Origin of the sequence: Psychrobacter cibarius, assembly GCF_904845955.1 — a bacterium.
In the GTDB taxonomy this organism is placed as follows: Bacteria; Pseudomonadota; Gammaproteobacteria; order Pseudomonadales; family Moraxellaceae; genus Psychrobacter; species Psychrobacter cibarius_B.
In genome coordinates, this window is sequence record NZ_CAJGYX010000001.1 from 171,137 (window position 1) to 195,722 (window position 24,586).

A 24,586-nucleotide genomic window follows, 5' to 3' on the forward strand; every position below is an offset into this window, starting at 1 on the left:
TTCTGTTAGATATCTATGTAATATTTTTGAATCTCTAATTATTTATTGATTAGTGCTAAACGATGGATGCAATTGGCTTGTTTTTGAAGCAGCAAGCTTAGCCCAAACTGCCTATTACAAACAGCACGAGCAGTTACGTTTGGTTTTTGACATTTTACCGATGCCGGGATTAAAGCTATTGGTTGGGTCTAGACTTTTATAGAAATTCTGCAAATCAGGCTCTGCTTCGTATAGATGACCGACATTATGCTCAGCAGGATATTTGGCTCCGCGTGCGCTCAATAGCTCTAACATCATCTTTTTAACAAGCTTGGCATCACTGCCCTTCTTTAATATATAGTCTTGATGAAACACATAACAAAAGAAATGTCCGTAATACAGCTTCTTTTCTAAGTGTTTTTCAATGTCTTCAGGCAAGCTTTCAAGCCACTCTAGCTCGTTACGTGGTATGGCAATATCCAGCGCTAATATCTCACCGACCTCTTTTTCATGTATAACTTCATAGCGTAATGCGGCACCGGCTGCGGCAAAACGATTTAAAAGCGCGCTTTCTGATTCTTCCTGACTACATTCAAAATAGTTACCCGTGTCCGACGCATCAAAAAACGTCTTCAGAAAATCTTGAGCCTCTGCTATACCTTCATCACTCATTTTTATGATGAGGTGATGCTCGTATTGATTACGGTACTCCATCATGCGCTTGGGCAAATGCTTTGGAAATAGAGTAGCGATAAACTGCATGACTTTGTCAGTGAAATGCTTTGGCATCCATGACCACTTATGAAATTTTGCATCCATAGCGCCTTTGATAGAGAACAGTCTAGGTAAAGCATTTGTACCGAGATGCTTGATACTCAAGAACGTGTCTTTACCGTATTTAGCGGAGACATCAAATATATCACGATGCATATACTCGCCCACTTCAGGGATATTGTCGAAGCGGGATAGTATCTGTCTTCTGAGCTGTGCAAGCTCACTCACACTGTTGGTGCCTATGTAGAAAGTTTGCTCTTTTGCCGCTATTGGATAAGTGTCAAGACGTACTGCAAATACGGCAAGCTTGCCAGCACAGCCGCTTGCTTCATACAGTCTGCGCTTGTCCGCATTAAAGCGACTGGGCGTGCTTGCATCAACATCTTTTACTCGGGCGATGTACTCTCTGTCAGATGCGAGCTTACCAGTGTCAGGTAATTCTCTTCTATCAAAATGACCGTTTTGCAAATTCGTTAATATTTCTTCAGGAGTATCACCCAACTTGACGTCTAGATGATTGACTAGCACCAGTTGACCGTGTTCATTTATTTGGGCAAACAATGCAAGCTCGGTGTAAGCAGGCCCTCTTTTAACCAGAGCTCCACCAGAGTTATTAGATATACCACCAATAATAGACGCACCTAACGTCGAGGAACCGATGACAGAGTGAGGCGCTCTATTGACAGCATTAAGCTGACTTTGCAACTGATGCAATGTCGCCCCAGACAAGCTAATCACTTGCTCGCCATCATTCACCAAATACAACTGGTTTATGGCAAGCGTATTAATCACCACAACGGGTCTATCGTAGTCATTACCGCTTGGTGTTGAGCCTTCAGTCAGGCCTGTTTTTGCCGCTTGCATAATGATAATACAGTCGCCTTCAACGCACACTTCTAGGCTACGCCAAATGTCCAGCAATGTTTGCGGAAACAAAACCGCTAAGGCACTGCCGCCACCAGAGCGCCACCCCATTCTATAGTGCTCATTTTTCTCTGGATCAGCTTGTACATTACTCGCGCCTAGCAAGTTGGTTAGTTTATCTAACACCTGATCAGGACTAAGCATGCCTTGAGAAGCTTGATTTGACGAAGATATATGACGCTCCTTATCTTGTAATGGTGTGTCACTCATGATGCCAAGGGACCTTGAAAACCAAAAATATAAATGGCGGCCATGACGATGATGCCACAGAACAACACATAGTATATGGTGGGTAAAATAGTACGCCTAAGTGTGGCGCCCTCCATACCAAGTAAACCCACCGTTGCTGATGCAGCCACCACGTTATGTATGGCAACCATATTACCGGCTGCGGCACCAACCGCTTGCGCTGCGATGATTAGAGAAGGTGAAATATGTAAGCTCATGGCGGCTTCATATTGGAATTGACTGAACATCATATTAGATACGGTATTAGAGCCTGCGATAAATGCACCTAAAGCACCAATGGTTGCACTAATCAATGGAAAAACATTGCCAAAAGTACCTGAAAACAACTCTGCACTGGCGACTGGCATACTCGCCACATCTGATAAGTTTATGCCTGAATTAATAAAAATTCTAACCATTGGAATCGTAAAGATAAGTACAAAACCTGCCCCTAACACAGTCTTACCTGATTCTTTAAAGGCACTGTTTAGTGCGCTGACGGGCTTTCTAGTTTGAAAAGCGGCGGCAACCAAAGCACTAATTAGTAACAAGCCGCCCGGTAAGTATAAAGGACTAAAACTGGCACTGATATCTGTCTCACCTAAAATCGAGGTTAGGTCTACTGCTACACTGTTAAGTAAAGACTGAAAGCCTGTAAATACTCTTGAAAACACCAGTAAAAGGGCAACCAATAAATAAGGGAACCACGCCATAAGGGTGGACATCTTCTTATCACTCAAGGTTAGCGTAATATCTTCTTTACTGACCACTAACTTACCAAGCCATTCACTCGGCCAGTTTTTTTGCGGTTCAAAATCCCATGTGGTTTTTGGTACCAAAAACCCTCTTTTAGCAGCATTAACAATGACAGTAATACTGACCAAGCCACCGACCAGTGACGGAAACTCTGGCCCTAAAAAAACACCGGTTATCATATAAGGGATTGTAAATGCCAAGCCTGCAAAAATTGCAAACGGCCAAATCGCAAAGCCTTCCCGCCAGCTTTTGTTTTTACCAAAGAAGCGAGTGAGCATCATCACCATAAAAAGTGGCATAAACGTACCAATGACACCGTGAATAATGGCGACTTGACTGGTAATCAGTTGTAAAAATTCGCCCCACTGTACTCCTTGTTGTGCCAGTTGAGCACTAATGGCAGCTTTATCTAACCCATCATTTACCCCTATCACAATAGGCGTACCGACCGCACCAAATGATACAGGTGTACTTTGTATCATCATTCCCATCAACACCGCACCCAGCGCCGGAAATCCTACTGCCACCAGCAAAGGCGCTGCAATAGCGGCAGCTGTACCAAAACCAGAGGCGCCCTCAAGAAAGCAACCAAAGCACCATGCAATAATAATGGCTTGCACACGCCTATCTGGCGATACATTAGTAAACCCAGCACGGATAACGGCGATTGCACCAGTATGTTTTAATGTATTCAACAAAAAAATAGCACCAAAGACTATCCACAATACCGAAACCGTAATGACCAAACCCTGAATAATAGATGATGACACTCGGTTAAGCGTCATATCCCATATAAAAATGGCAAGCGCAGCGGTAACCACTAAAATGATAGGCATTGTTTTTTTAGCTGACCATTGCAAACCTATCAGAAAAATACCACAGAGAACGATTGGCAGTAATGCCAAAAGCCCATATATTGTTTGATTCAAAATTACATCCTTTTGATTGTGTGATCTTCCTTGAACTAAGTCATCGAAGCCTTTATTTTGACGAATCTATGATGACTAAGTTGTATTAAATATTCACAAATAGGGACTGCTTATTTACTAAAGCTGTCTTGTAGACAAAGCCGAGCACGACTTGCGACAGTTTATGTCCCAATGTTAAAAATGCCCTGAAATAGTCTACGCCTTGTTAATTCATTGATATATTGCATCAATGGACAATGTTATTTTCCTTTTTTGCTATAATTAGAAACACATTACTAAAATTGGAGAACAAGTGTGACCAAAGCTGACGACATGATTTTATTCGTTCAAGTTGTCGAAGAAGGGTCATTCTCTAGAGTCGCTGAAAAATTATCATTGACGAACTCGGTAGTGAGCAAGCGCATTGCGAGATTAGAAGAGAACTTAAATATACAACTGCTTTATAGAACCACTAGAAAGTTGAGCTTAACCGATGCAGGCAGGGCGCTTTATAACAAAGCTAAAATTGCTAAATCCGCCTTTCAAGAAGCTGAAAATGCTGTCACGGGTTACGGCGAAGATATGAAAGGTCATATACGTATAACCATGCCTGTGGTCTCTGCGAATTTCATATTTAGCGAATCTATTGCCGAATTCTGTAAACAACACCCTGAAGTATCAGTAGAGTTACAAATTACCAATCGATTGGTTGACTTGATAGAGGAAGGATTTGATTTGGCACTAAGGACCGCTGTGCTTGAAGATTCTTCACTCATTGCAAGGCGCCTTATAGATAGCCAGTGGATTATATGCGCGACTCCAGCCTATTTAGAGCAACATGGTGCGCCTCAAACTCCTGAACAGTTACAAAATCATGAGTGCTTGGTTTATAAGTTTGATAATACGGCTAACAGTACATGGCCGCTATATATAGACGGCAAAGAGCAATTAATATCTGTCCCTGGTCGGTTTCATAGCAATCATCTGAGTGCAATTAAACAAGCCGCGCTTAGCGATTTAGGTATCGCTTTTTTACCACAAGTGTTGATCTATGAGGAGATACAGAAAAATACACTCACGCAGATTTTACAATGTTTTACCAGCAAGAAGCTGGGGCTATATGCGGTTTATCCTAAGGCCAGACAACCGGATCAAAAGTTAAAACTGCTCGTTGCACATTTACGAGACTCATTACATCAAAAACAGGCTTACTACTACTAAGTAATAAGCCTGTTTTTGATGTATATAAAAAAACTAATAAAGCGGTCTTAAAATTAAAGAGATAGTGAAGAGTTTTTTATGGGCAATAAAAACTGATTGATGAGCCAAATATAATTATCATATTAGCTACATTGGCAAGTTAGGTAATCAAGTCATAACACATTGCTGTTCTGAATATTAACTTGCTTGCGTATCTATTGTCGTATTATCTTCTTCATTTGCTAGCTCAGACTCAGTGTCAAACTTACGCTGAATCTCCTGATAAAAAGAATGGCCTGCGTTGGTTAATATATAAGCTTTTTTGCTAGGTACTTCAATCATAATATCTCGATGAACCAATAGTTTCATAACCACGTCTTGTAACGTCCGCTCACCTTTTGTGATGAGTTTGGACTTCTCCAATATCTCTTTAACATGAGGCATGTCTGCCATTTTCAAAAAATCATCTTCAGTCAAGCCACCACTTTTTGCATTGGTTAATTTACTGAGTTTAAATTTATGGTGATTAATATATTGACCAATAACAAGCAACATAGTCATCGCTTTCATTGCTAGTTCAGTTTTTGTGCCATCTAGCGTGCCTGTAGCAACGATGCAAATATACTCAGGATCATTTATTGGTGCAATAACCAGATGATAACCGCTCATTTTATACTGTTTAACGTATTCATCTTTATTGTCTATTATCTCAATAAATAATGGATTAACGGTGTCATCACCTGCATTATCAAGGAGATGTTTATTGAGCATCTTTCCATTCATTAAATGGCTATATATCTCTCTGCTTAATGTGTAATTTGCCATAATAGCGTGCTACCTGTCTATTTGAAGTAACGTTAGGATGTTTAAAGTGAGGCTTCTGCATAATCCCAAATGATATAATCAAGATAATAAACACCATCATCAATCCTATCACGATCGTTGCGGCGCTGAGACACACATGCGTCATCCAGTGCACTTAAAAAGTATTCGAGCGCATACAAAAAATCTATTATGCCCGCATTAGGCAATAACTCCTGTAGCTTCTGCCACACATAGCGTTGTACATTCTCAATCATATTATCCACTGCTATCTCATATAACGTTATACTCAATATTTGTTCGCAGCGTTCCTCTTCAATGTCAATCTCTAGTGGTAACGCACGTAAGGGATTATCCAGCTTTTGCTTCAACGGACGTCTGAGCATCATCTCATAATAATTATTAAAATGATCCAGTCCCCTACTTGGTGAATAGTTAAAACGTTTCTCGTACTTTTTTTTATGATCTTCTAAACCATCAAAGGTTGTGGCAAGCTTGAATACCTCGCTGTCCGCATTTAAGTATTTATTCTGATGGCGTCCATGCCTTAAAGGCACTAGCGATTCAACCAACACCCCAAAAGCGCGCTCCATACTCAAAAAGAACTCTCTTTCTTGTGCTAAATTCACCAAATAAGCGTTTAAACGACTGGCAATGGCTCTGATGTCTTTGTAATAACAGAAGATAGCGCCAACGCGAAACTGTAGTGTTCTCGCCTTGTCTACTTCCCCTATTTCTTCAAAATAATGCTCAAGATCTTTTAAGGTTTCTGATAGATTTTTAGTCCCTTTTAATTCAAGGCTTGGGTTAATAAACTCAAGGCAAGGCGTGATGTTACGATGATATACATGCTGCGCTCTATGAAATAACTCATCTAAACCCGTCTCTAATGAGCCCATTTCACGGCTTTTATACATATCTGCAATTTCATCGACACGGTAATCTAGGACTCGCATATTTTCAGAGATATCTACTTGAATGTCGCTAAGTTTTTCATAGAAAAAAGCATAAGTCTCTTTAAAGTTAATACCCTCAATGGGCAAAGTCGTCAACTCATTTGCCAGTCGAACGACGTCTTGTCGATGCGATTCAAAAGGTTGAGAATCTAATTGTTTTTTGCGAGAAATATCCAGCCATACTAAGATGTTATAAATGTCTTTTGATAGCGTTACCATATTGGTTAAACCATCAATATTAACGAATACATTCGCCTGCAATAATGCCTCGACACTTAAGATATCTTTTAAGGCATAGTCATCATCTTGATAAATAACTTGTTCGTAAAATTTCAGATACGCTGTCATAGGAAACTGTAACGCTGTCTCGTTGGCATTAATCACATCAACGAATCTAAAAAAATGGGATTTATGCTTTAATATACCTGCTAATATCGCTTCTCGATTAATGACCATGCACAACCCTCCCCTGACGGTTGATTTGGCTCGGCATAATATGGAAGATACAATCACGAGATTTGGGCTTGCCATCGAGCAAGCTTTTATCAACTCGAATGTAATTAGGGATATAGCGTAGGGCGTCTGCATGCAAGCCCGGATTGGCGCATATAATAGTGAATCCAGCATTGCTTACCTGTTCAACAATGGTCTTGATATTATCTTTGTCAATGGTGCCCACTTCATCCACAATAATAGGCATGCGTAAGCTACTGCCTTTTTGGAAAGCTTCACTAAACAGCAATGTGGCAATTAAGGCGGTAATGGTACTGGTCGTACCGCCTGATTGTGACTTTTGTTCGATTTCACCCGTCGCCTGCGTATACTCGTAATCAATACTATCAATCAAATTACGCATTTTTAAACGTTGACTGTTTGAATGGCTAGTCTTTTCAACATAGTTGATAAGTGATTCATAAAAGCGCTCATCTAAAAGACTAGTTTGATTGGCATTGTGCTTAGCATAGGTACGCTCCAAATTCGCAAAATCAGGTGCTAAGTTAAGCTTAAGAGAGACTTGATGTAAGTTAGATATCTTATGCTCATTCAATTTTTTATTGAGGGAGCTAATCGTCGTACGTAGTAATCCAGCCGAATCTGTAATTTCTTTTAATAAGTTATCAATCACACTATTATGGGTTTTTATTTTGTCATGATAATTGCTTTTTGAAATTCAAGCGTATCAAAGGAGTTTTTGTATTGCTGAATCACCTCTCCCAGACTATTGATACCTTCAATACGCTGGTGCTGATTAATACCCTCTACCAAAACCACTTCTGTAAAATCTGACACTTTGCTGACAAGCCTGTTAATACGCTCACTTAGCCCGCCTATGCTATTGGCGATTGTAGATGCCGCATTTAAATTAATCTCAATATCATTATTTTCTAAATATGATGCTATCTCAGGATCGTCTTCCGCTAGATAAGGCAATCCCTGCGATTTTCTCACACCTGCCAGCAGACTTGTAATGCTCTCAGCCTCTTTACCAAAGCTAATAATGTCATCGAACTGCTCTACGATTTGATTGTACTTACTGTCTGTTGATGCTTTAGATTGCTCGTTAATGGCTAGCAGGTCTTGATCCTCTGCCAGCGCCTTGTCTTTTTGGCTTATTTGCTGTGTTTTATCCTCTATCTGACTTTTGATCAAGGATAATCCTTCAAGTAGCGTAATATTGGTATCAAGCTCTACTATCTGCTCCTTAAGGGTTTGTTTTTTCCCCTCAGCAATCTTTTTACCTATGTCTGTATCAAACTGAGACAGTGCGCTGTTTAACTCTCCAATCTCTTGGCTCAATGTAAACGCTTCTTTCTTATCTTGTGTAATAGTTTTTTCAAACTGGGAGCGCTGTTTATCAGCATCATAAGGGTGATAAAATGTATTAGGTAAAGTGCACGATAAAAAGGACAAATGATTAGCATCATCAACCGTAAACAGCGCCGTAAAATCACTAATTTGACGTAGAGCTTCCTCCGTCAATGGGCTATTAGCGGTAATATTTAAAAAATCCTCATTAATACTGCCTAATATATGAGCGCTATGGGAGGGTAACTGATTGGCAAGTAACAAGTCATGATTATCAAGTCCGTTTTGAGCGGATTTTATTTTTTCCTCTAAGTCCTGTTTCTGCTTATTCTTTTGCTGAATTAAAATAACTGTGTTTTCTTTAGCTTGCATGGCTTTAAAAGTTTCGTCATACCTATGACGTTGGATAGTCATTTCAGCAATAATATCTTGTGGGCTTTTGTGAGAAAATTGACCTAATATTTTCTCAGCTTTGATTTTCTGTTGCTGCAGCTGTGCTACTTCCTCTTTTAATGCTTTGTGCAGTGTACCCAATCTAGTAATCTCATTTGCAACTTGCTTTACTTCTTCTATGGCATGATTGCGTTCTCTCTCAATGTCTTCCTTTCTAGCACCAATAGCGATTTTATCTTGAGCATACTGCTGCTGCTTTAATTTAAATTCTCGTAAAAATGCCGTGTACTCTAAGACCGCATGTTTTGCATCCAGATGTAGAGCATCAAACTGCTTTTGAATAAATTCATAGTCGTCTTTATTCTCCGTTAAGCTTTTAATCTTTAAACTTTCTTCAAATAGCTGCGCGCGCTCTATCTTAAGGTCATGTACATTTTCGTTCAGCTTCTCTTTGTCTCGTCCCCGCTGCATCTCGATAATAGTCGCAATAGCATTGGGCAATTTCTTTTTCTCATCCTTACCAGCATCAAACGCTAATTCATAAACTTTGACAAAAGAGCGAATAGACGCCTCTTTTTGGTCTTTAATCGGCACCACACAAAAATGGCTGGTCTTAGATCCTCTATTACCATACATCACATTTTGTAATTCTTGCTTGGTGGTGAGGTGTAATCCACCCAGTTTTTTCTGTATCTCTATCAGGCTTTTAATACCTAACTCATCAGCAAAGTAATTGGTCTGCTCATTCCATATGAACGGCTTTATCTCTTCATAAGGCACAGGGAAGAACAAACGATGGTATTTATAATCTCCAACACGGTATAGCAGCATCGTAAATAAACCAGCGTGGTTCTTTACTTCTACGGCGATAAAAGATTCACTGATTGGAAAATAATGTTTGTAAGACTCTTCCTTGCTGTAGGGATCATTTGCTTTGTTCGTAAAGTTAAATTTGCTTTGTTCGTAAAGTTAAATTTGCTTTCACAGTTATTAAAATTGACCTCAGGGTATAAAATAAGCTTAGTCGCGGCGAGACTAGAGGTTTTGCCGCGGTTATTTTTACCAAGTAGTACTAAAGGCTCGTCGATGGGTATCTCTGAGTAAGCATGACTTGCGGAGTTAACTAAAACAATCTTATTAAGAGAATAGTTGAGTCTAAAGTCATCATTCAAATAGTCATCAATACCCTGTTCTAAGTCATTGTCGATCAATGGACTATCTTTATGATCCATAGTAGGGGCATTTATATTGTGAGCCGTAAGCTCATTAAAAGACAGGTGATGAGTATTAAAATCAGTAGCCATACAAATATGCCTCTTGTTCTAAGATAGTATTATGTTTTTTAATAATGCGTATGCAGGGGAGCAGTGCTTGAGGCATATTCTCATCAAGGTTGTATACCTTTTGCATATATTCGGGCGAACATTTATCAATAACTTGCTTAAGGCAAGACTCGACATCATTTGGAATGACAAAGTGAATCTCCATGCTTGATGGCAAGTTATTAATCAGTGAGGTTGCCGTTTTAATGCCGCCCAAGTCAAGATCTAGACATAAATACAAGGTGTTATAAAGACTTAAAAATGGAAGGTGTAAGCTATTAGTAATCTCTGTCCCTGCACCAAAGATGACGTCAATGTCTTTACGCATATCCTCAGTAATTTGGTAGTGCTCGCTCAAAAACTTAAATGTTTTATCGCTATGAATAAACAGCTCTCTGTTTTCTAATATTAACGCAGACTTATTGGTTTTATATTTAGGAATCCTACCGTCGTCTTTGAATATCAGAACGTCAGGATTGTTTTGGTATTTTTGGATAAGGAGTAGTGAGCCATTCACTTTAAATGCATGGCTATTATTTTGCATTGCTCCTGAGACTCTATCTTCACCTTGACTGTCAGCATAATGATGTAAAAAAGCCAACTTTTCAGGGTCGATATAACTTAGGATGTAAGTATGTGCACCCTTTTTAATCGATTGTAGGTCAGACTCAGCAAATCCATCAAAGGATGAAATAGACGCTATTAATTTCTGAAAAGCTCTAAGATTAACAGCTTCACCAGCGTCTATTTTTTCCAAATAGTTTTTTAAGGTTTTCGCAGCCATATATCAAATCTTTTTTAAAAGTCATATTAAAAACAGGTAACCGCAGATCATGCAAGTAGTACAATGAAGGGAGCATCATACCTAACAGTTTAGTGGTCCGCTGACTATATCATATCAGCACAGTTTCAGACATTAATAGAACAAAAGCGAGAAATACGACGACTTCACGAAGTATATAAAAAGTTCATGACGAATTGAGACAGACTAAATAAGGAAGTAAAAAGTAAAGCAGTATTTTGCTACTCCCTTACTCATAGATAGCGTACTAAAAGTTGATACCGAATAACGGCTAGGAGAATGTTGATGAATGCCTGTTTAAATACAGTCTATATAGTAGATATTTTATAAAAGTGGTACAGTAGTTTTAAAACAAGCGAAAAGTAAAAAGATTATGACTTATTCAGCAGACTTCCGTGCTCAAGTGATTAAAAGTGTCGAACAACAAGATATGAGTATCAGACAAGCTTGTGCATTTTATGACATTAGTAAGGCCACGCTACAGAATTGGCTCAAAAATCCTAGTATTAGACTAACACGCAAAAAGCCACCCAGTATAATCCCTAACGAAGCTTTATTAAAAGATGTTGAACAGCATCCAGACGATTACATGTACGAGAGAGCACAGCGTTTTGGCTGTAGTAAGTCGGGCATCGAGGCCGCTTTAAAACGTCTTGGTATCAGTCAAAAAAAGACCTTAGAGCATCCAAAAGCTTGCCCATTAAACAGAGCTAAATATCTAAGTAAACTGGGCGACTACATCGCTCAAGGCTATTCAATTGTATACATGGATGAGAGTGGCTTCGAGGCTGAGACCATCCGCTCTCATGGCTATGCACCTATTGGTACCCCTTGCATCGATAGCTATAACTGGCAAGGTAAAAAACGCACCAATGTTATTGGTGCCTTATATGAAAAAGCGTTATTTGCACTTGATTACTTCGAAAAGAATATCAATGGCGACATATTCTACAACTGGTGCAAAAACACGCTAATACCAAGTCTTAAAATAAAATGCGTAATCGTCATGGATAACGCCAGCTTTCATAAACGCGTTCAGAGATTACTCAACAGGCATGGTCATCGCTTGTTATTTCTACCGCCTTACAGCCCTGATTTAAACCCTATTGAAAAAAAATGGGCACAGGCTAAGTTTCTACGACAAGGGTGGATGGAGAATAATTTACCTAAGCTGTTTCATGATATGGGTTGTACCAATTTTATTCTGGATTGACTATACCATAATGCTACAGGCTTACTATTATAAGAAATTGCAAAGGTTTTGAAAAATGTAAAAACCTTTCACGCTATTCAATAATTAGCGTAAAAGGTTTTCTGATATTATTTTTAATAATCCACAGTGTAGCTCAACCCGTAAGTTGTGCCCGATGCAGGCAGACGATTCAAGTCACCATAGGTTGTTTGATGATAGACCGTTAGATAATCCTTATTGAGTAAGTTATAAATCCCATAGTCTACTCGGCCTACCGGCATTTTGACTTGTCCTAATACATCAAGCGTCATATAACCTGTGACTGGTAATGCGCTAGAATCAGGATCTTTTTGTTGATCCTTAAAGGCTTTATCATCACCACCAATTGCTAATGCTTGTAGACGTACATTGCTGCCTTTATCAAAGTTGTATTGCGCAAATGCAGTGCCTTTAAGGGGTGTCAAGCGTACGGCATCAAGCTCCAACCAATCACCATCTTTATCATATTGGCCACGAGTATAGGCGACACTGCCACCCAATTGCCATTGATCATCAATATCATGGCTGAGCGAACCTTCTATTCCGTAGACGTGCTCATCAGCATCGACCACTTCTACCGTATAGTCATTGGTAAAACGTACCGTTTTGTCTGATTCATTATAAAAACCGCTCAATCGTGCAGCAGTATTGCCATGCTTACCTTGCCAGCCCAACTCGTAATTGTCGATTGCGATAGGTTGTACATTGTCTGAGTTGACGACAAAGCCTGCCCGTACATCACGTAGCGCACGCTGAATATCAGCAGTCGTAAAGCCTTGTGAAAAATTGGCAAATACTTGGTCATTTGGGGTTAATTGATAGCTGGTACCGATATTAAATAGGGTTTTATCGTGGTCTGTATTGCCCTTTTCCACTTGACCGGCCTGATAGTCAATGCCATAAGCATTACTGACACCGTTGATGAGAGGATCATTAAAATACTCTTCGAGCAATTGCTCATAAATGGGCGTGAAAGTAGCCGTTTCTGCTTTGAGTTTTTGATAGCGCACGCCCGCACTGGTATGCCATTTATCAGTGATATCTATATCCGCATTGACAAAAGCGCCCCATTTATCAATGGTGGTATCTGGTCCGCCATTATAAGTAAGACCATTAGTTTGAGCGCTCAAACCATTACTAGCAATAAACATGTTTAAGTCTTGGCCTTCATAGGTTTGCTCACTTTTTTCGCGTTCAAAGTCAGCACCATAGCTAAATAGCGTCTTTTTACCTGCGATTTCGCTATCCGTTTGCATGGCTGCGCGTAGACCCATCACTTCAATATCTGCTTCTGATTGAGTGACGAATGTTGCCGCGCCCAACAGCTTACCTAGCGTGTCTTTATCAGTAAGGCCATTGGTAGCCCAAACTTCAGCTGCTTGGTCTGCTGCACTTTTCCCAGAAGGATAGAAACGGCCTTTTTCGTCTCGATAGTAGCCAGTCACGCTCAGATTTGAGCCTGCAATATCATCATTATTATAATTTAGGTTCACCGATGTTTTGGTGGTATAAGGCTCGTTTTCTACGTCGGCACCGTCAATCGCTTTTAAAGATGGTGGTAATTTTTTCGGTTTTAATAATACTTGTAAATTTTTACCATAGTCTGGACCATAGTCAGTATCCTGCTCATCATTATAGTAAGTCACTGCCAAATCAAGACGTTGGCTGTCAGTGAGCTCTATACCCAAGCTACCGTTAACACTTAGCGACTCGGTATCTTGTTGGTCAGTTTGATTGACGTCTGGGCTGATGCGATTATCATGACTATCGAACTTGCCGCCTTTCGTTTCATAATCCACATCTAGGCGACCATAAACTCGCTCACCGCCATAGCCTAATGTCTGCCCCACATGATAGCCCAATGAATCTGAGTCAAAATTACGGCTGCTACTGACGCCGATTCTGGTTTGTCTAATAGGACCATAACCCACCATAGATTTTGTGACGAGGTTAATCAGACCACCAGCCGCGCCAGCCCCATAAATACTGGTCGCACCAGACAGCACCTCTACCCGCTCAAGCTGCGCAGGATCGATACTGTTTAGCTCGCGTGAAAGGCTGCGTGAGCCACTCAATGGCACACCATTCAGCAAAAACTGCACGGGACGGCCATGCATGGTAGTGCCATAGTTACTGGTTGAGCCACTACTTGCCCCCAAACTTGGAATCAGCTGAGCCAATATATCTCCAGTAGTACGATTACCTGTCGCCTGCATTTGTAGCTCATTTTCGGTAATTACCTGTGTGACGGCGGGCATCTCACTAATTTTTTGTGCCAAAGCCGTTCCTGTCCTTGCTGTAGCAGTGACCGTAATGGTATCTAAAGTCGCGTTTGGTAACTCACTTGAGGCGGCGTTGACAGCTAAGTCTTCTGAAAGCATCGTATTTGAAGCGATGTCCATAGCACTGACATTGTTTTGTGCATATAGTTGCTGGCTGATACAAAAGGTAAGAAAGGATAGAGCAACTTGATGGTGGCGTTTCATATTCACTTCACTTAATTGGAGGATCAAAGAGTGGTAAAAGTTATATTTAGCTAATAATGCTGTGTGTACTAACTTTGTGAACAATATTGTAAATGATAATCATTTTTGTTTCTATAATTATTTACAATATTAAAAACCCTATTGCTTCCGAAAAAATACTACTCCAGCGTCACTCAAGATTTGATATCTAAGCGGTATCCATAATTCAATTAATAGCTTTCTATATGGCTCAACACTGATATATTATTCATATCACCCAAGCGCCTGAACAAGGCTTCTTAGAGCATATGATGGCCTTGGTACGATAGAAGATGCCAAACGTACCAGAACGCCAAATGAGATTGAACTGACTATATTGCCGTCCTCTCAAAAGGCAAACTCATTGCTATTTTTATTTCAGTGGCTTTGTTAGTTTTCTTAATTTCGACAACGATTAGCGTAGTAGTCATGAGCTGGATGCTCAAGCTAAGGTGATTGTGATCTTGGGACGAGCGGTGGAAGCTGCTGGCGACGTCGATGTACTATGGATTTAGAACAACAATTACCAGAAGTGGCTCGCCGTGGTAGTATGCTACTGCTCATTTCATTAATATTAGTCCAATACGGTCTTATGAATTTGCCGGCAAGAGAGATAAATACTGGGCGTACAGTAGGTGTCACTTTCGTTCTGCTAAGCATGATTATGGAGCTGTGGCTCACTCCTTCATTTACCAACACAAGCAATGCTAAAGTTAACGTGGCTAGCAATTTAAGTGCCATAAAAAGCACTCCAATAGGCACCATTCTATTTATGCTTTAGGTAACAACTTGCCAGTAGAATAACGAGTAATTATTGATATCGCTAAGTCTACATCTCATCTACTTTTTGAGCCTTGAACTCACAGAAAAGTGAATTATATGCTAATAAATTTCCTATTTGGGTGCGGCAAATCTTTAGCACTCTAATTCACTAACCTATAATGATATTACAAACACGCCTTAACTCAAATTAAAAATCCATTGTGGCTGACAGCATAAATGTACGTGGCTCACCCAAACCTAGACTGGTATAATGCGGCTTTGCCCAATAAGCTTTATTCGTTACGTTAGCAACACTTGTTTTCAATGTCAGCGGCTTTTTATCAAAAGAAGTGGCATAACGTGCACCTAAATCATATACAGTGCGACCTGGTAATGACAGTGAGTTGCCTGCGTCGAGATATTGCTTAGATATCGAGTTTGCATTAGCTGTCAATGTCAAGTCTTGAATAAAAGGTAGGTCCCATTCAACGCCAAGCTTAGACTGCCATTTTGGGACACTTGTAGCTCTATTGCCCTCATTAACGCCACCAAGCGTCTTGGTTAGCTTCGCATCAATATATGAAACCCCACCCATTAGGCGTATATCTTCAATGGGTGAGCCAAAAAACCCCCATTCAACACCTCGGTTACGCTGTTCGCCAGCATAAGAAAAGATATTACTAACAGGGTCCAAATAACTATTCGGTTTCTCTATTTCATAAGCACTTAGGGTATGTGAGAACTCACCAAGATCAAGCTTTACGCCAACTTCTTTTTGTTGCGTCTTATAAGGGGCAAACATTTCACCAGCATTCTCTGCATCTATCGGTGCAGTAGAACCTTGGCTCAAACCTTCTATATAGTTAGCATATAAAGAAACTTGATCGTTTACTTTACTTAGTAGCGCTATTGATGGCGTAGTCGCACTTTCGTTGTAATCCTTTGCTGATGCCAGCATACCTGCTTGTTTACTTTCTGCCTGTTGATGTCGCAGTCCTAAAGTCAGCTGATATTTATCCTCAGCAAAAGACAGTGTGTCTGCAAGACCATAGCTGGTCAAATTCGTTTTTGTGTTCAGTAGCGCAGGAGAATTGAAGGGAATATTACGCGACTCCCATACTGGTTTATATATGTTCGTGACCCAGTCTTCAGCTAATAAACCCCTTCTAGCACTTAAATCATAATCTTCCTGATAGTCAACGATGTTAAATGCCAATTGATGATTAACTCGTCCTGTTTGGAATTTACTTTTTAACCCTATCTCAGCAGACTGTCTTTCGACTTCATCATCAACTTCTCCAAGGTTAGTCCGATAATCTCCTGCGGCATTGATAATCTGCGCGACAGAGGCACTCTGCGACTTAAATTTTGTTTTACTATTTCCGCCCGCACCATAAATCATTAAATCGTCAGTCACATCATATTCACCACGTATCATTAGCCCCTTATCTTCACTATCATTAAATGCCCAGCTTGGGTTCAGTAGCGTCTCTGGTTTGGGCGGCTTAGGAATCGACAATCCTGGTGCTAGGGTGAGACCGCGAGTCGGTCCATCGACACGATCTTTACTATGATAAAGATCTGTCGATAATCGAGCACGCTCTCCTTTCCAGTCCAGTGCAACAGAAGCCAGTTGCGCTTGTTTTTCTTGATCATTTACTGCACTATCACCCTCTCTATAAGCACCATTAATCCGAACACCAAACTGCTTGTCTTCACCAAAACGCCGTCCTACATCCACATGCCCACCAAGTTGTGAGTCTGATAAATATCTTGCCGTCACTCGCGTCAACGGCTCATCGCCTGCTCGTTTAGGCACTAGGTTGACTGCACCGCCTACTGAGCCTTTGGGCGGCATACCATTCAATAAAGCTGAGGGCCCTTTGAGTACTTCGATACGCTCAAACATCTCAGGTGAGCTACGATAATAAGGTGCCATACCGAATAGCCCGTCTACCGTAACATCACCAATGTCTGAAGAGAATCCACGGATAGAATAACTTTCAAGATTCTGGCCACCAACCCCACTGCTAAAGACGGCAGGATCAGTAGCAGCGATGACAGCCGTAATATCGATGGCTTGCTGATCTTCAATAAATTTATCGGTATAGCTGATGGCACTAAACGGCGTCTCTAAAAAATCCTTATTTCCCAAAAATCCAGCATGATTGGTATAGGTCACCTGCCCGCCTGCGTAGCTAGGATTGTCGTTGCGTTCTGCCACTACCGTTATCGCAGGCAAGGTCACTGTAGGAACGTTATTATCCTCGTCTAACGGTGGGGGTTTCGCTCCTTTGCCAGACTCAGTAGTTTGCTCACTATGTGTCACATTACTATTTGTCTGTGTGCATACGCTGATAGCATACAGATGAATACCGTCCCAGCGACTAGGCTCAAAGACATGGCAAGTCTTGCTGATACGATATAATTGAGCGCGAAAGAAGGTTTGGTCAGTGTCGCCCGCTGTTTGACCCTATTTTTATGACCTAGGTGTTGAAGTTGGTGCATGGAAACGTCCTCTTGTTTTGATGGAAAATAATAATGCGAATAAAAATACAAATGATAATCATTAACAATTTAGGATAAGAAGAACCCTCTCTTTCTCACTTAATCATTCACTAGGCCGTGTCCTAGTCCTACGTTAAAAACATCATTCGTCTTAGGATAGCTTTAGAACGTTGGTTGATAACCTTTGAGGACATCGTCCATTATGATGTTTAATGAGGTTGGGCTGGCGGCTGCTATATACCACGCATCTGCATCAACAAAAACAACACGACCGTTTTTCCATGCTGCTGTTTGACGAAGTAAAGGGTTGCTCACCTCCTCAGGATTGATAATAGCGCGATGCTCCATGACAGCGGTACGGTCTACGATATAAAGAATGTCTGGATCTGCCTGCTGTATAAACTCACTAGAAATCGGTTGTCCATGTAGGCTGGTCTCTACAATCGTACTCGCAGGCTTCACACCCAAGTCATTAAAGATAAATCCATAGCGTGATTGCAGCCCAAAATTGCTAAAAGCCCCATTATTATGTAAGACAACCAGTGCTTTTTCTGGGCGGGTTTTTGTGAAGTCCTGAACCTCTTTGACTCTTGTATCTAACTGCGTGGCTTTTTGTTCTGCCAATGCCTCCTTATCAAAAATACGACCTAAAGTTAATAAGTGGCTTTTAACACTGGCTATATGCTGCTGACTGTTATTAAAATTCACATCGAAATGTAGAGTCGGTGCAATCCCTGACAGCTCTTGATAGTTAGCGGCGTGAAGCGGGGTCATCAAAATCAGATCAGGATGTAGCGCATGGATACGTTCCATATTTGGCTGAACAATAGCGCCCAAGTCCTCTACTGCGTCATCCGCTTTGTACTGCGAAAGAAAGTGCGGAATATAGTCTTTGACCATTCCTGCAATCGGAACATCGAGCTGATCCAAAAAATCAGCTTCATTCATATCCAGTACCGCGACGCGTTGCGGTCGATTATTGATGACAGTAGTACCAAGCTCATGCTTGATCGTGATGGGCGTCTCAAGTTTTTGTGACGCGTGTGCTGGCTCATTTGTCAGCTCAGTAGAAGTTTTTTCGCATCCTTGTAATGATACCGCTGCCGACATGACCAGTACCCAAACCCAATCTCTCTTACTCAAATTCATACTGCATCCCCTGATAAATTGAAGTAGTTGCACAGGCAACCACGTTCACTACGAATGATCTCAAAATCAAGATCGTATAACTCACTTAAGTTGGCTTCTGTCACGACCTGTTCAGACAATCCACTAAAGCTAAGCGCGCCATGCTTCAAAGCCACAATATGGTCAGAATAGTTGGCTGCAAAATTGATATCATGAATCACCAAAATAACCGTGCGCCCCTGCTCATCACATAGACGGCGTAAGGCTTGCATGATTTGTACGGCATGCTTCATGTCAAGATTGTTTAGTGGCTCATCCAATAACAACACATCTGTCTGTTGCGCGATGGTCATCGCCAAAAAAGCCATTTGCCGCTGTCCACCACTTAATTCATCCAAATAAGAATGACGTAGAGGCTCTAATGCCAAAAAATCAATGGCCTCATCAATGATGCGTCGATCTTCTGTGGTTAGCGCACCACGGCTATACGGAAAGCGCCCAAAGGAGATCAGCTCCTCCACGGTTAATCGTAGATTAAACCCTGGAGACTGCCGCAGTGTCGCAACATGATGCGCGTATTCAGAAGTACCAATCTCACGGATGTCACGATCATTGAATGATATCTGACCACTACTTGGCTCCAATAGCCTTGCCATCATCATCAACAAGGTGGATTTTCCAGCACCATTAGGACCAATTAAAGAGGTAACACTGCCAGCCTGAAATTCTAGGCTGATATCTGATAGCACAGATTTTTTGCCATAGTTTTTATGGACATGGTTGATGGTAATCATGTGAACCCTCTAGTACGGACCGTCAGCGCAAGAAAATAGATGCCACCCACAAGGTTGACGAGAATACTGACACTGGTTTTATAATTAAAGACATGCTCAACAAAGATTTGAGCGATTAAAAATATGGCGATAGTAATGGCACAAGCGATGGGTAAGGTGACTTTGTGTTGGTTACTCCCTGCAAGCGCATAAGCGATGTTGGCAATGAACACACCCATAAATACCGTAGGACCGATCAAGCTCGTTGACACAGCCACCAAAATGGCAATTAAAGCCAGATATAACTTAACGTATCTAGGATGGTTTACACCAAGAGACAGCGACTGCTCACGGCCAAGCGCCATCACATCTAAGACAGGCAGTGTCTTACGACTAACCCATAGTACGGTGGCTACCGCAAGCGCTCCATAAAACAGAGTCTCTGGCTGAGATCGATTAAACGAGGTATAGCTTAACCCCTGAAAAACCGAAAACTCGCCAGGGCTAATACGCAGCTGAATAAACTGCGTAACCGTACCGATGACCATCGTTAACACCAAGCCAAATAACAACAAGGTATAGACATCATTTTTACATCGAGGGAAAAGCCAGTGATGAAGTGCCCAAGAATATGCCAGCATCAATACGATTGATACGATAAAATTACCACTGACACCTAGCAGCATCAGTCCATTTGTACCCATCACAAACAGCAGCAGCACTTGCCACAGTAAATAAACAGCCTCATAGCCCATGATAGAAGGCGCCAAAATACGATTACCAACAATAGTTTGAAAGATTATAGATGAAAAAGCTAAGCATATACTACCGAGAACAATAGTCGCTAGACGCATCAAACGCTTAGGAATTAAGTAATCAAAATCTAAATCAGAGCCTATCAATAAGAAGATAAGCGCCAGCAATACAATCAGTATCACGGTCGCCCAAATCTTTGCCGCAGTACTCATCTTACTCCCCTCATGATTAACACAAGGAATATTACACCGCCTACCCCGCCTGCGGTAAGGCCAATAGGAACCTCAAAAGGATAAATGATGATCCGCCCAAAAATATCACAAATCAGCAGCAAACAAGCACCGCCTAAGGCGACTACTGGCAGTGTCCGCGACAGGTTTTCCCCGTACTTTAGAGCGACTAGATTTGGAATAACCGGCCCCACAAAAGGTATGGCGCCGATGGTGATGACTGAAGCGGTCACCGTTACTGAGACTAGCATAAGCCCTAAGGCAGCTGTCGCCGCATAGCCGAGTCCTAGACTGGCGGCCATGTCCTCGCCCATACCCAGTACCGTAAAGCGATGGGCATAAATATAGGCTAATACAATGATGGGCAAAATAATATAAATAAGCTCGTAATGACCTTGTACAACCCTTGAAAAATCTCCCAATAACCACCCTTGCATACTTTGTAAAATATTATGGCGATACGCATAAAACTCCGCAATTGAGCTCAGCACACTGCCATACATCAACCCAAGGACAGGAATAAGAACAGCGCTCTTAAACTTAATACGACTGATAATGAGAATAAAAAGTAAGCTTGAGGCAAAGCAAAAAACCAGCGCAAAGATCATTTTACTACTCGTACTGGCATTAGGAAGCATGGTGAGCGAGACCAAAATGCCAAGTTTGGCAGCATCCAAACCCCCTGAAGTTGCGGGCTCAACAAACTTGTTACGGACGATGTGCTGTAAAATCACGCCGCTAACAGACAAACCCACTCCTGTCAGTACCAGCGTAATCAGCCGTGGTATACGGCTCGCCGTTAGGGTCAACCATGCATCGTTGGAGAAATTAAAGAGAGCGATAAGTGAGGTCTGTTTTGATCCCAGCATAAGAGAAACGGCACAGAGTAAAATGAGTAACAAAGATAGTGAGCGCATTGTTGAAGTTCTTCTTACTTATTACGAATGACTTTTTACTACGCTGAAACATACCACCAACAGTCTATAAAACTCATTGCTAGGACTTTTCATTAAAGCATAAATGAGAATCAATCATACTATGCTTGTTTGAATAGGTAAGTTGAATATAAGGTGAAATTGGGAAGTTATACCGTGAATAAGGGAACTTATTCGGAACGATACCTCAGCACTTACCAAGGTTTGAAGATTGAATTAACTCAGGCGCAACATAGGTTTGGCATAAATAAGTCGTATATCAGCAATGCTTATTTAGCTGATTTTAGAAGATTGTGGCAGCTTGACATCTATTGGTTGGCTAGATAAGTTGTGTGGGTGTAACGCCATAAAATTTGGCAAAAGCTTTACTGAAATTGCTAGGATCACGATAGCCAACATACCATGCAGTCTCTTGGACGCTTTTATATTCATCTAGCAACAAACGCATTGCTTCCTGCATACGCAGTTCACGGATAAAGCTGCCGATTGTTTTACCCGTTTGTTGTTTGAACTGTTGCTTGAGATAGCATTCGTTTATACCCACTCGTTGAGCCAACAAGGAAATTGTTAATTTATTACTGTACTCTTGGCGAATAATATCAACGGCCTGATCAATTTGGCTTTTTTGGTTTGCTAATCGGCCTGATATATCTTGAATGCCTAAAATATCTTGGCAAAGCAGCAATGCTTGACTCTCTAAAGCTAATCGATCACTCAAAGTACAGCAAGGTAAAGAGAGGATATAAGCTGCACGAGCAAGTAGACGTGGCTGGTTGGATAAGCTGACTTGAACCATTTCAGGATCTTGATTATTAGAAGGTAATAGCCATGTTGGAACAGCGAAGCTTTCTGCCCAGCGCGACAACAATGTTTGATTAAAATCGATTGTTACGATATGGCTATTTATAGGGGAATTCTGCAAATATTCAGTGTCAACTATAGAGTTTATATCACCAAAATCTCCTGATCGTCGCCAAATTTGCTGCGAATGAATACTTGTATCAGTCCGTAAATTACTAGCATGTAAGGTATAGTTCGCATCTACAATTAAGTGCATCCCTACATCACAAGAAAATGGTGCGGCGGGTTCCACCAAAGATTGGCTGCTAGCAATGCTGTTTCGACCGAGCACGATACCATTATGCAAGCTCAGTAAGTCACCATAACCAGAGCTGCCATCATAAGTTGGACGTTTAATCAAATAGTCAGAATCAGGATGATCGAAAGACCAGTATTCGGTCTGATAGTGGTCGTAAAATGCATGTAAGTTTGCCATATAAATACAATCAAGATGTTTTGGTATGTGTGTTTATGTTATATCCAGCTAAAAATAGCTTTACACGTATAAATAGCCAGTTCTCCAGTCTTGAAGCAATAATAGCATTATTAGTAATAAACAATCATCTTAATGTTAATGATTATCAATTAAATATAATTCAATGGTATTCACATACCAAAAAGGAGTAAGCATGAGTCTGCTGATAGCGAATATAAAAAAAGAGCTTGATGATATTGAACAGTTTTGGAAGCCTACTGATATCGCTCAGTTTAATCAATTAACCGTAAAACTGGCTAAATTGAAAGGTGAATATGAATGGCATAATCACGAATATGAAGATAAGCTATTTCACGTATTGTCAGGCCAGTTATTTATTATATTAGAGGACAAAACCGTAGAGGTGAACGCTGGTGAAGTTGTTGTTATTCCTAAGAGCAGCAACCATAAACCTTATGCGCCTACCGAAACGAGTGTAATGTTTTTTGAACCTTTATGAATATATAGCCGGTACAATATAATTCAGATACAAGGAAGGCGAGCGAAAGTACTACAAATAGTAGACTAAGCGAGCCTGACACCGTATCTGATTTATATAGGATTGACTATAGAATTAAATCTATAACAATGTTTCTATTACAGCTATTTGATTGAAATGCATCTGAGCACTCAGTATTAATAATTTGTAAAGCCGTTAAAAATACTGCCGCCTTTGTAAATTAAATGTCGAAAATGCAATATGCATAATAAACTTATCAACCATTTATTGAATACCCACTTTGCTTTTCAAAGAGTGGTCAGCCAATCAATCTTGCAGATTTTTCTCCTAATGAAGGTGTGAATATTAGCACTCTCATTACTCGCGTTTATATTATTTCAATATCAGGATATAACGAGGCTAAGTTAACCAAATCCCTCCAATGAGTAGGAGCTTCTCTGCCTGCTTACAAAGCTATCTGGAGATATGCATATGTCAAATAGCTGGTTTTAAATAAGTCGTCATCTGCGTTTCAATGCTATTGTATTAGCATATAAACTTGATTATTTTTCCTCACGGTATAAGATGTTTTTTGCTTCTACTCTAAAATCTTCATGACTAATCGCAGGCTCAATGCTAGCTGTATTTAGGTTCACATGTGAGACAGACGCTTCTGGCTCACGATATAAGATATTCTGTGCTTCCTGTCTAAAATCACCATAACTGATAGCAGTCTCGACTTGAGCGTGCTTAGCTTCAACATTAGCCTGATTGTGATTTTTTTTAACCTCTGCTAGAGGTGAACTATCTGCTGCCGACTCGTTGATTTGATGAGTAGCTACCGTAACAGGTAGATGAACACTTACCATGGATGTTTGAGGGATTGTTGAAAAAAAACGAGCCGACACAAATATAGTCATTAACAACAAGACACCCACTATAGCAAACCATTTTACATGACTCAGCAAACTGTCTTTTGCTAGCTTTGCTGTGTCGGTTGCTAATAGCGGCTCGTTATTAGAATTACTGGATAAGCCAACACTTTTATTGATATCACTTTTATTGTCTGAGAGAGTCATAATTCAATACCGAGTCAATCCATGTTATGAACGGCCTATCACCGTATCCTTGATCT

The 24,586-nt window shown here is 40.7% G+C and carries 21 protein-coding genes; 4 read left to right on the plus strand and 17 right to left on the minus strand.

All coding sequences use genetic code 11. The features are described 5' to 3' along the window. Positions 1-114: 114 nt before the first annotated feature. On the minus strand, positions 115-1,887 hold the full coding sequence (gene dld, locus JMV76_RS00680; protein ID WP_445260950.1) for a D-lactate dehydrogenase: 1,773 nt from the start codon (positions 1,885-1,887) through the stop codon (positions 115-117). Then, on the minus strand, positions 1,884-3,590 hold the full coding sequence (locus JMV76_RS00685) for an L-lactate permease (protein WP_201501267.1): 1,707 nt from the start codon (positions 3,588-3,590) through the stop codon (positions 1,884-1,886). The genes dld and JMV76_RS00685 overlap by 4 nt, the downstream gene beginning before the upstream one ends. Positions 3,591-3,884: 294 nt before the next feature. Between JMV76_RS00685 and JMV76_RS00690 the strand changes: the two genes are divergently transcribed. After that, a complete protein-coding gene (locus tag JMV76_RS00690) occupies positions 3,885-4,790 on the plus strand; it encodes a LysR family transcriptional regulator (protein WP_201501268.1) in 906 nt (301 codons plus the stop codon). A gap of 177 nt (positions 4,791-4,967) precedes the next feature. Here the strand turns inward: JMV76_RS00690 and JMV76_RS00695 are convergent, their stop codons facing one another. From JMV76_RS00695 to JMV76_RS00720, 6 genes are read right to left on the minus strand one after another with little or no spacing between them, the layout of a single operon-like run. Beyond that, entirely contained in the window at positions 4,968-5,594 is a 627-nt protein-coding gene (locus JMV76_RS00695) for a condensin complex protein MksE (protein ID WP_201501269.1), read from the minus strand. Positions 5,595-5,635: 41 nt separating this feature from the next. Beyond that, on the minus strand, positions 5,636-7,003 hold the full coding sequence (locus JMV76_RS00700) for a hypothetical protein (RefSeq protein ID WP_193007400.1): 1,368 nt from the start codon (positions 7,001-7,003) through the stop codon (positions 5,636-5,638). After that, positions 6,993-7,673: a hypothetical protein gene (locus JMV76_RS00705; protein WP_201501270.1), complete on the minus strand. Its 681-nt coding sequence runs from the start codon at positions 7,671-7,673 to the stop codon at positions 6,993-6,995. Before JMV76_RS00705 ends, JMV76_RS00700 begins: the two co-directional genes overlap by 11 nt. Positions 7,674-7,687: 14 nt before the next feature. After that, on the minus strand, positions 7,688-9,577 hold the full coding sequence (locus JMV76_RS00710; protein ID WP_201501271.1) for a hypothetical protein: 1,890 nt from the start codon (positions 9,575-9,577) through the stop codon (positions 7,688-7,690). 29 nt (positions 9,578-9,606) lie between these two features. Next, on the minus strand, positions 9,607-10,050 hold the full coding sequence (locus JMV76_RS00715) for a hypothetical protein (RefSeq protein ID WP_201501272.1): 444 nt from the start codon (positions 10,048-10,050) through the stop codon (positions 9,607-9,609). Then, a complete protein-coding gene (locus JMV76_RS00720; protein WP_201501273.1) occupies positions 10,040-10,852 on the minus strand; it encodes a hypothetical protein in 813 nt (270 codons plus the stop codon). The genes JMV76_RS00715 and JMV76_RS00720 overlap by 11 nt, the downstream gene beginning before the upstream one ends. Before the next feature lie 391 nt (positions 10,853-11,243). On the opposite strand from JMV76_RS00720, the gene JMV76_RS00725 reads away from it, so the two are divergent. After that, complete coding sequence (locus tag JMV76_RS00725) at positions 11,244-12,083, plus strand: IS630 family transposase (protein WP_201501274.1); 840 nt, start codon at positions 11,244-11,246, stop codon at positions 12,081-12,083. Between the two features lie 113 nt (positions 12,084-12,196). Here the strand turns inward: JMV76_RS00725 and JMV76_RS00730 are convergent, their stop codons facing one another. Beyond that, complete coding sequence (locus JMV76_RS00730; RefSeq protein WP_201501275.1) at positions 12,197-14,587, minus strand: TonB-dependent receptor; 2,391 nt, start codon at positions 14,585-14,587, stop codon at positions 12,197-12,199. A 523-nt stretch (positions 14,588-15,110) separates the two neighbouring features. Here JMV76_RS00730 and JMV76_RS00735 point away from each other — a divergent pair. Next, a complete protein-coding gene (locus JMV76_RS00735; RefSeq protein ID WP_193007407.1) occupies positions 15,111-15,386 on the plus strand; it encodes a hypothetical protein in 276 nt (91 codons plus the stop codon). A gap of 189 nt (positions 15,387-15,575) precedes the next feature. Here JMV76_RS00735 and JMV76_RS00740 read toward each other — a convergent pair whose 3' ends face one another. The 7 genes from JMV76_RS00740 to JMV76_RS00765 form a co-directional block, all read right to left on the minus strand. Further along, complete coding sequence (locus JMV76_RS00740) at positions 15,576-17,696, minus strand: TonB-dependent receptor (RefSeq protein ID WP_307783589.1); 2,121 nt, start codon at positions 17,694-17,696, stop codon at positions 15,576-15,578. Continuing rightward, complete coding sequence (locus JMV76_RS14670) at positions 17,693-17,875, minus strand: hypothetical protein (protein WP_227689979.1); 183 nt, start codon at positions 17,873-17,875, stop codon at positions 17,693-17,695. Before JMV76_RS14670 ends, JMV76_RS00740 begins: the two co-directional genes overlap by 4 nt. A gap of 162 nt (positions 17,876-18,037) precedes the next feature. After that, positions 18,038-19,024 (minus strand): siderophore ABC transporter substrate-binding protein, encoded by a 987-nt coding sequence (locus JMV76_RS00745; protein ID WP_193836977.1) that lies wholly within the window; start codon positions 19,022-19,024, stop codon positions 18,038-18,040. After that, positions 19,021-19,797 (minus strand): iron ABC transporter ATP-binding protein, encoded by a 777-nt coding sequence (locus JMV76_RS00750; protein ID WP_201501276.1) that lies wholly within the window; start codon positions 19,795-19,797, stop codon positions 19,021-19,023. Before JMV76_RS00750 ends, JMV76_RS00745 begins: the two co-directional genes overlap by 4 nt. Further along, complete coding sequence (locus JMV76_RS00755; RefSeq protein WP_201501277.1) at positions 19,794-20,744, minus strand: iron chelate uptake ABC transporter family permease subunit; 951 nt, start codon at positions 20,742-20,744, stop codon at positions 19,794-19,796. The genes JMV76_RS00750 and JMV76_RS00755 overlap by 4 nt, the downstream gene beginning before the upstream one ends. Then, positions 20,741-21,679 carry an ABC transporter permease gene (locus JMV76_RS00760; protein WP_201501278.1) on the minus strand — a complete coding sequence of 313 codons (939 nt, stop codon included), beginning with the start codon at positions 21,677-21,679 and terminating at the stop codon, positions 20,741-20,743. The genes JMV76_RS00755 and JMV76_RS00760 overlap by 4 nt, the downstream gene beginning before the upstream one ends. Before the next feature lie 337 nt (positions 21,680-22,016). After that, a complete protein-coding gene (locus JMV76_RS00765) occupies positions 22,017-22,973 on the minus strand; it encodes a helix-turn-helix domain-containing protein (RefSeq protein ID WP_198329938.1) in 957 nt (318 codons plus the stop codon). 193 nt (positions 22,974-23,166) lie between these two features. Between JMV76_RS00765 and JMV76_RS00770 the strand changes: the two genes are divergently transcribed. After that, positions 23,167-23,472: a cupin domain-containing protein gene (locus JMV76_RS00770; protein WP_201501279.1), complete on the plus strand. Its 306-nt coding sequence runs from the start codon at positions 23,167-23,169 to the stop codon at positions 23,470-23,472. A 542-nt stretch (positions 23,473-24,014) separates the two neighbouring features. On the opposite strand, the gene JMV76_RS00775 is transcribed toward JMV76_RS00770, so the two are convergent. Then, positions 24,015-24,530: a hypothetical protein gene (locus JMV76_RS00775; RefSeq protein ID WP_201501280.1), complete on the minus strand. Its 516-nt coding sequence runs from the start codon at positions 24,528-24,530 to the stop codon at positions 24,015-24,017. Between the last annotated feature and the right edge of the window lie 56 nt (positions 24,531-24,586).

What these genes read in the sequence shown, in the direction of transcription:
- JMV76_RS00695 (WP_201501269.1), bottom strand. Translation starts at nt 5,594, where the DNA reads ATGGCAAATTACACATTAAGCAGAGAGATATATAGCCATTTAATGAAT.
- JMV76_RS00720 (WP_201501273.1), bottom strand. Translation starts at nt 10,852, where the DNA reads ATGGCTGCGAAAACCTTAAAAAACTATTTGGAAAAAATAGACGCTGGT.
- JMV76_RS00745 (WP_193836977.1), bottom strand. Translation starts at nt 19,024, where the DNA reads ATGAATTTGAGTAAGAGAGATTGGGTTTGGGTACTGGTCATGTCGGCA.
- JMV76_RS00760 (WP_201501278.1), bottom strand. Translation starts at nt 21,679, where the DNA reads ATGCGCTCACTATCTTTGTTACTCATTTTACTCTGTGCCGTTTCTCTT.
- JMV76_RS00715 (WP_201501272.1), bottom strand. Translation starts at nt 10,050, where the DNA reads ATGGCTACTGATTTTAATACTCATCACCTGTCTTTTAATGAGCTTACG.
- JMV76_RS00700 (WP_193007400.1), bottom strand. Translation starts at nt 7,003, where the DNA reads ATGGTCATTAATCGAGAAGCGATATTAGCAGGTATATTAAAGCATAAA.
- JMV76_RS00765 (WP_198329938.1), bottom strand. Translation starts at nt 22,973, where the DNA reads ATGGCAAACTTACATGCATTTTACGACCACTATCAGACCGAATACTGG.
- dld (WP_445260950.1), bottom strand. Translation starts at nt 1,887, where the DNA reads ATGAGTGACACACCATTACAAGATAAGGAGCGTCATATATCTTCGTCA.
- JMV76_RS00775 (WP_201501280.1), bottom strand. Translation starts at nt 24,530, where the DNA reads ATGACTCTCTCAGACAATAAAAGTGATATCAATAAAAGTGTTGGCTTA.
- JMV76_RS00710 (WP_201501271.1), bottom strand. Translation starts at nt 9,577, where the DNA reads ATGCTGCTATACCGTGTTGGAGATTATAAATACCATCGTTTGTTCTTC.
- JMV76_RS00770 (WP_201501279.1), top strand. Translation starts at nt 23,167, where the DNA reads ATGAGTCTGCTGATAGCGAATATAAAAAAAGAGCTTGATGATATTGAA.
- JMV76_RS00725 (WP_201501274.1), top strand. Translation starts at nt 11,244, where the DNA reads ATGACTTATTCAGCAGACTTCCGTGCTCAAGTGATTAAAAGTGTCGAA.
- JMV76_RS14670 (WP_227689979.1), bottom strand. Translation starts at nt 17,875, where the DNA reads ATGCACCAACTTCAACACCTAGGTCATAAAAATAGGGTCAAACAGCGG.
- JMV76_RS00755 (WP_201501277.1), bottom strand. Translation starts at nt 20,744, where the DNA reads ATGAGTACTGCGGCAAAGATTTGGGCGACCGTGATACTGATTGTATTG.
- JMV76_RS00730 (WP_201501275.1), bottom strand. Translation starts at nt 14,587, where the DNA reads ATGAAACGCCACCATCAAGTTGCTCTATCCTTTCTTACCTTTTGTATC.
- JMV76_RS00750 (WP_201501276.1), bottom strand. Translation starts at nt 19,797, where the DNA reads ATGATTACCATCAACCATGTCCATAAAAACTATGGCAAAAAATCTGTG.
- JMV76_RS00735 (WP_193007407.1), top strand. Translation starts at nt 15,111, where the DNA reads ATGGATTTAGAACAACAATTACCAGAAGTGGCTCGCCGTGGTAGTATG.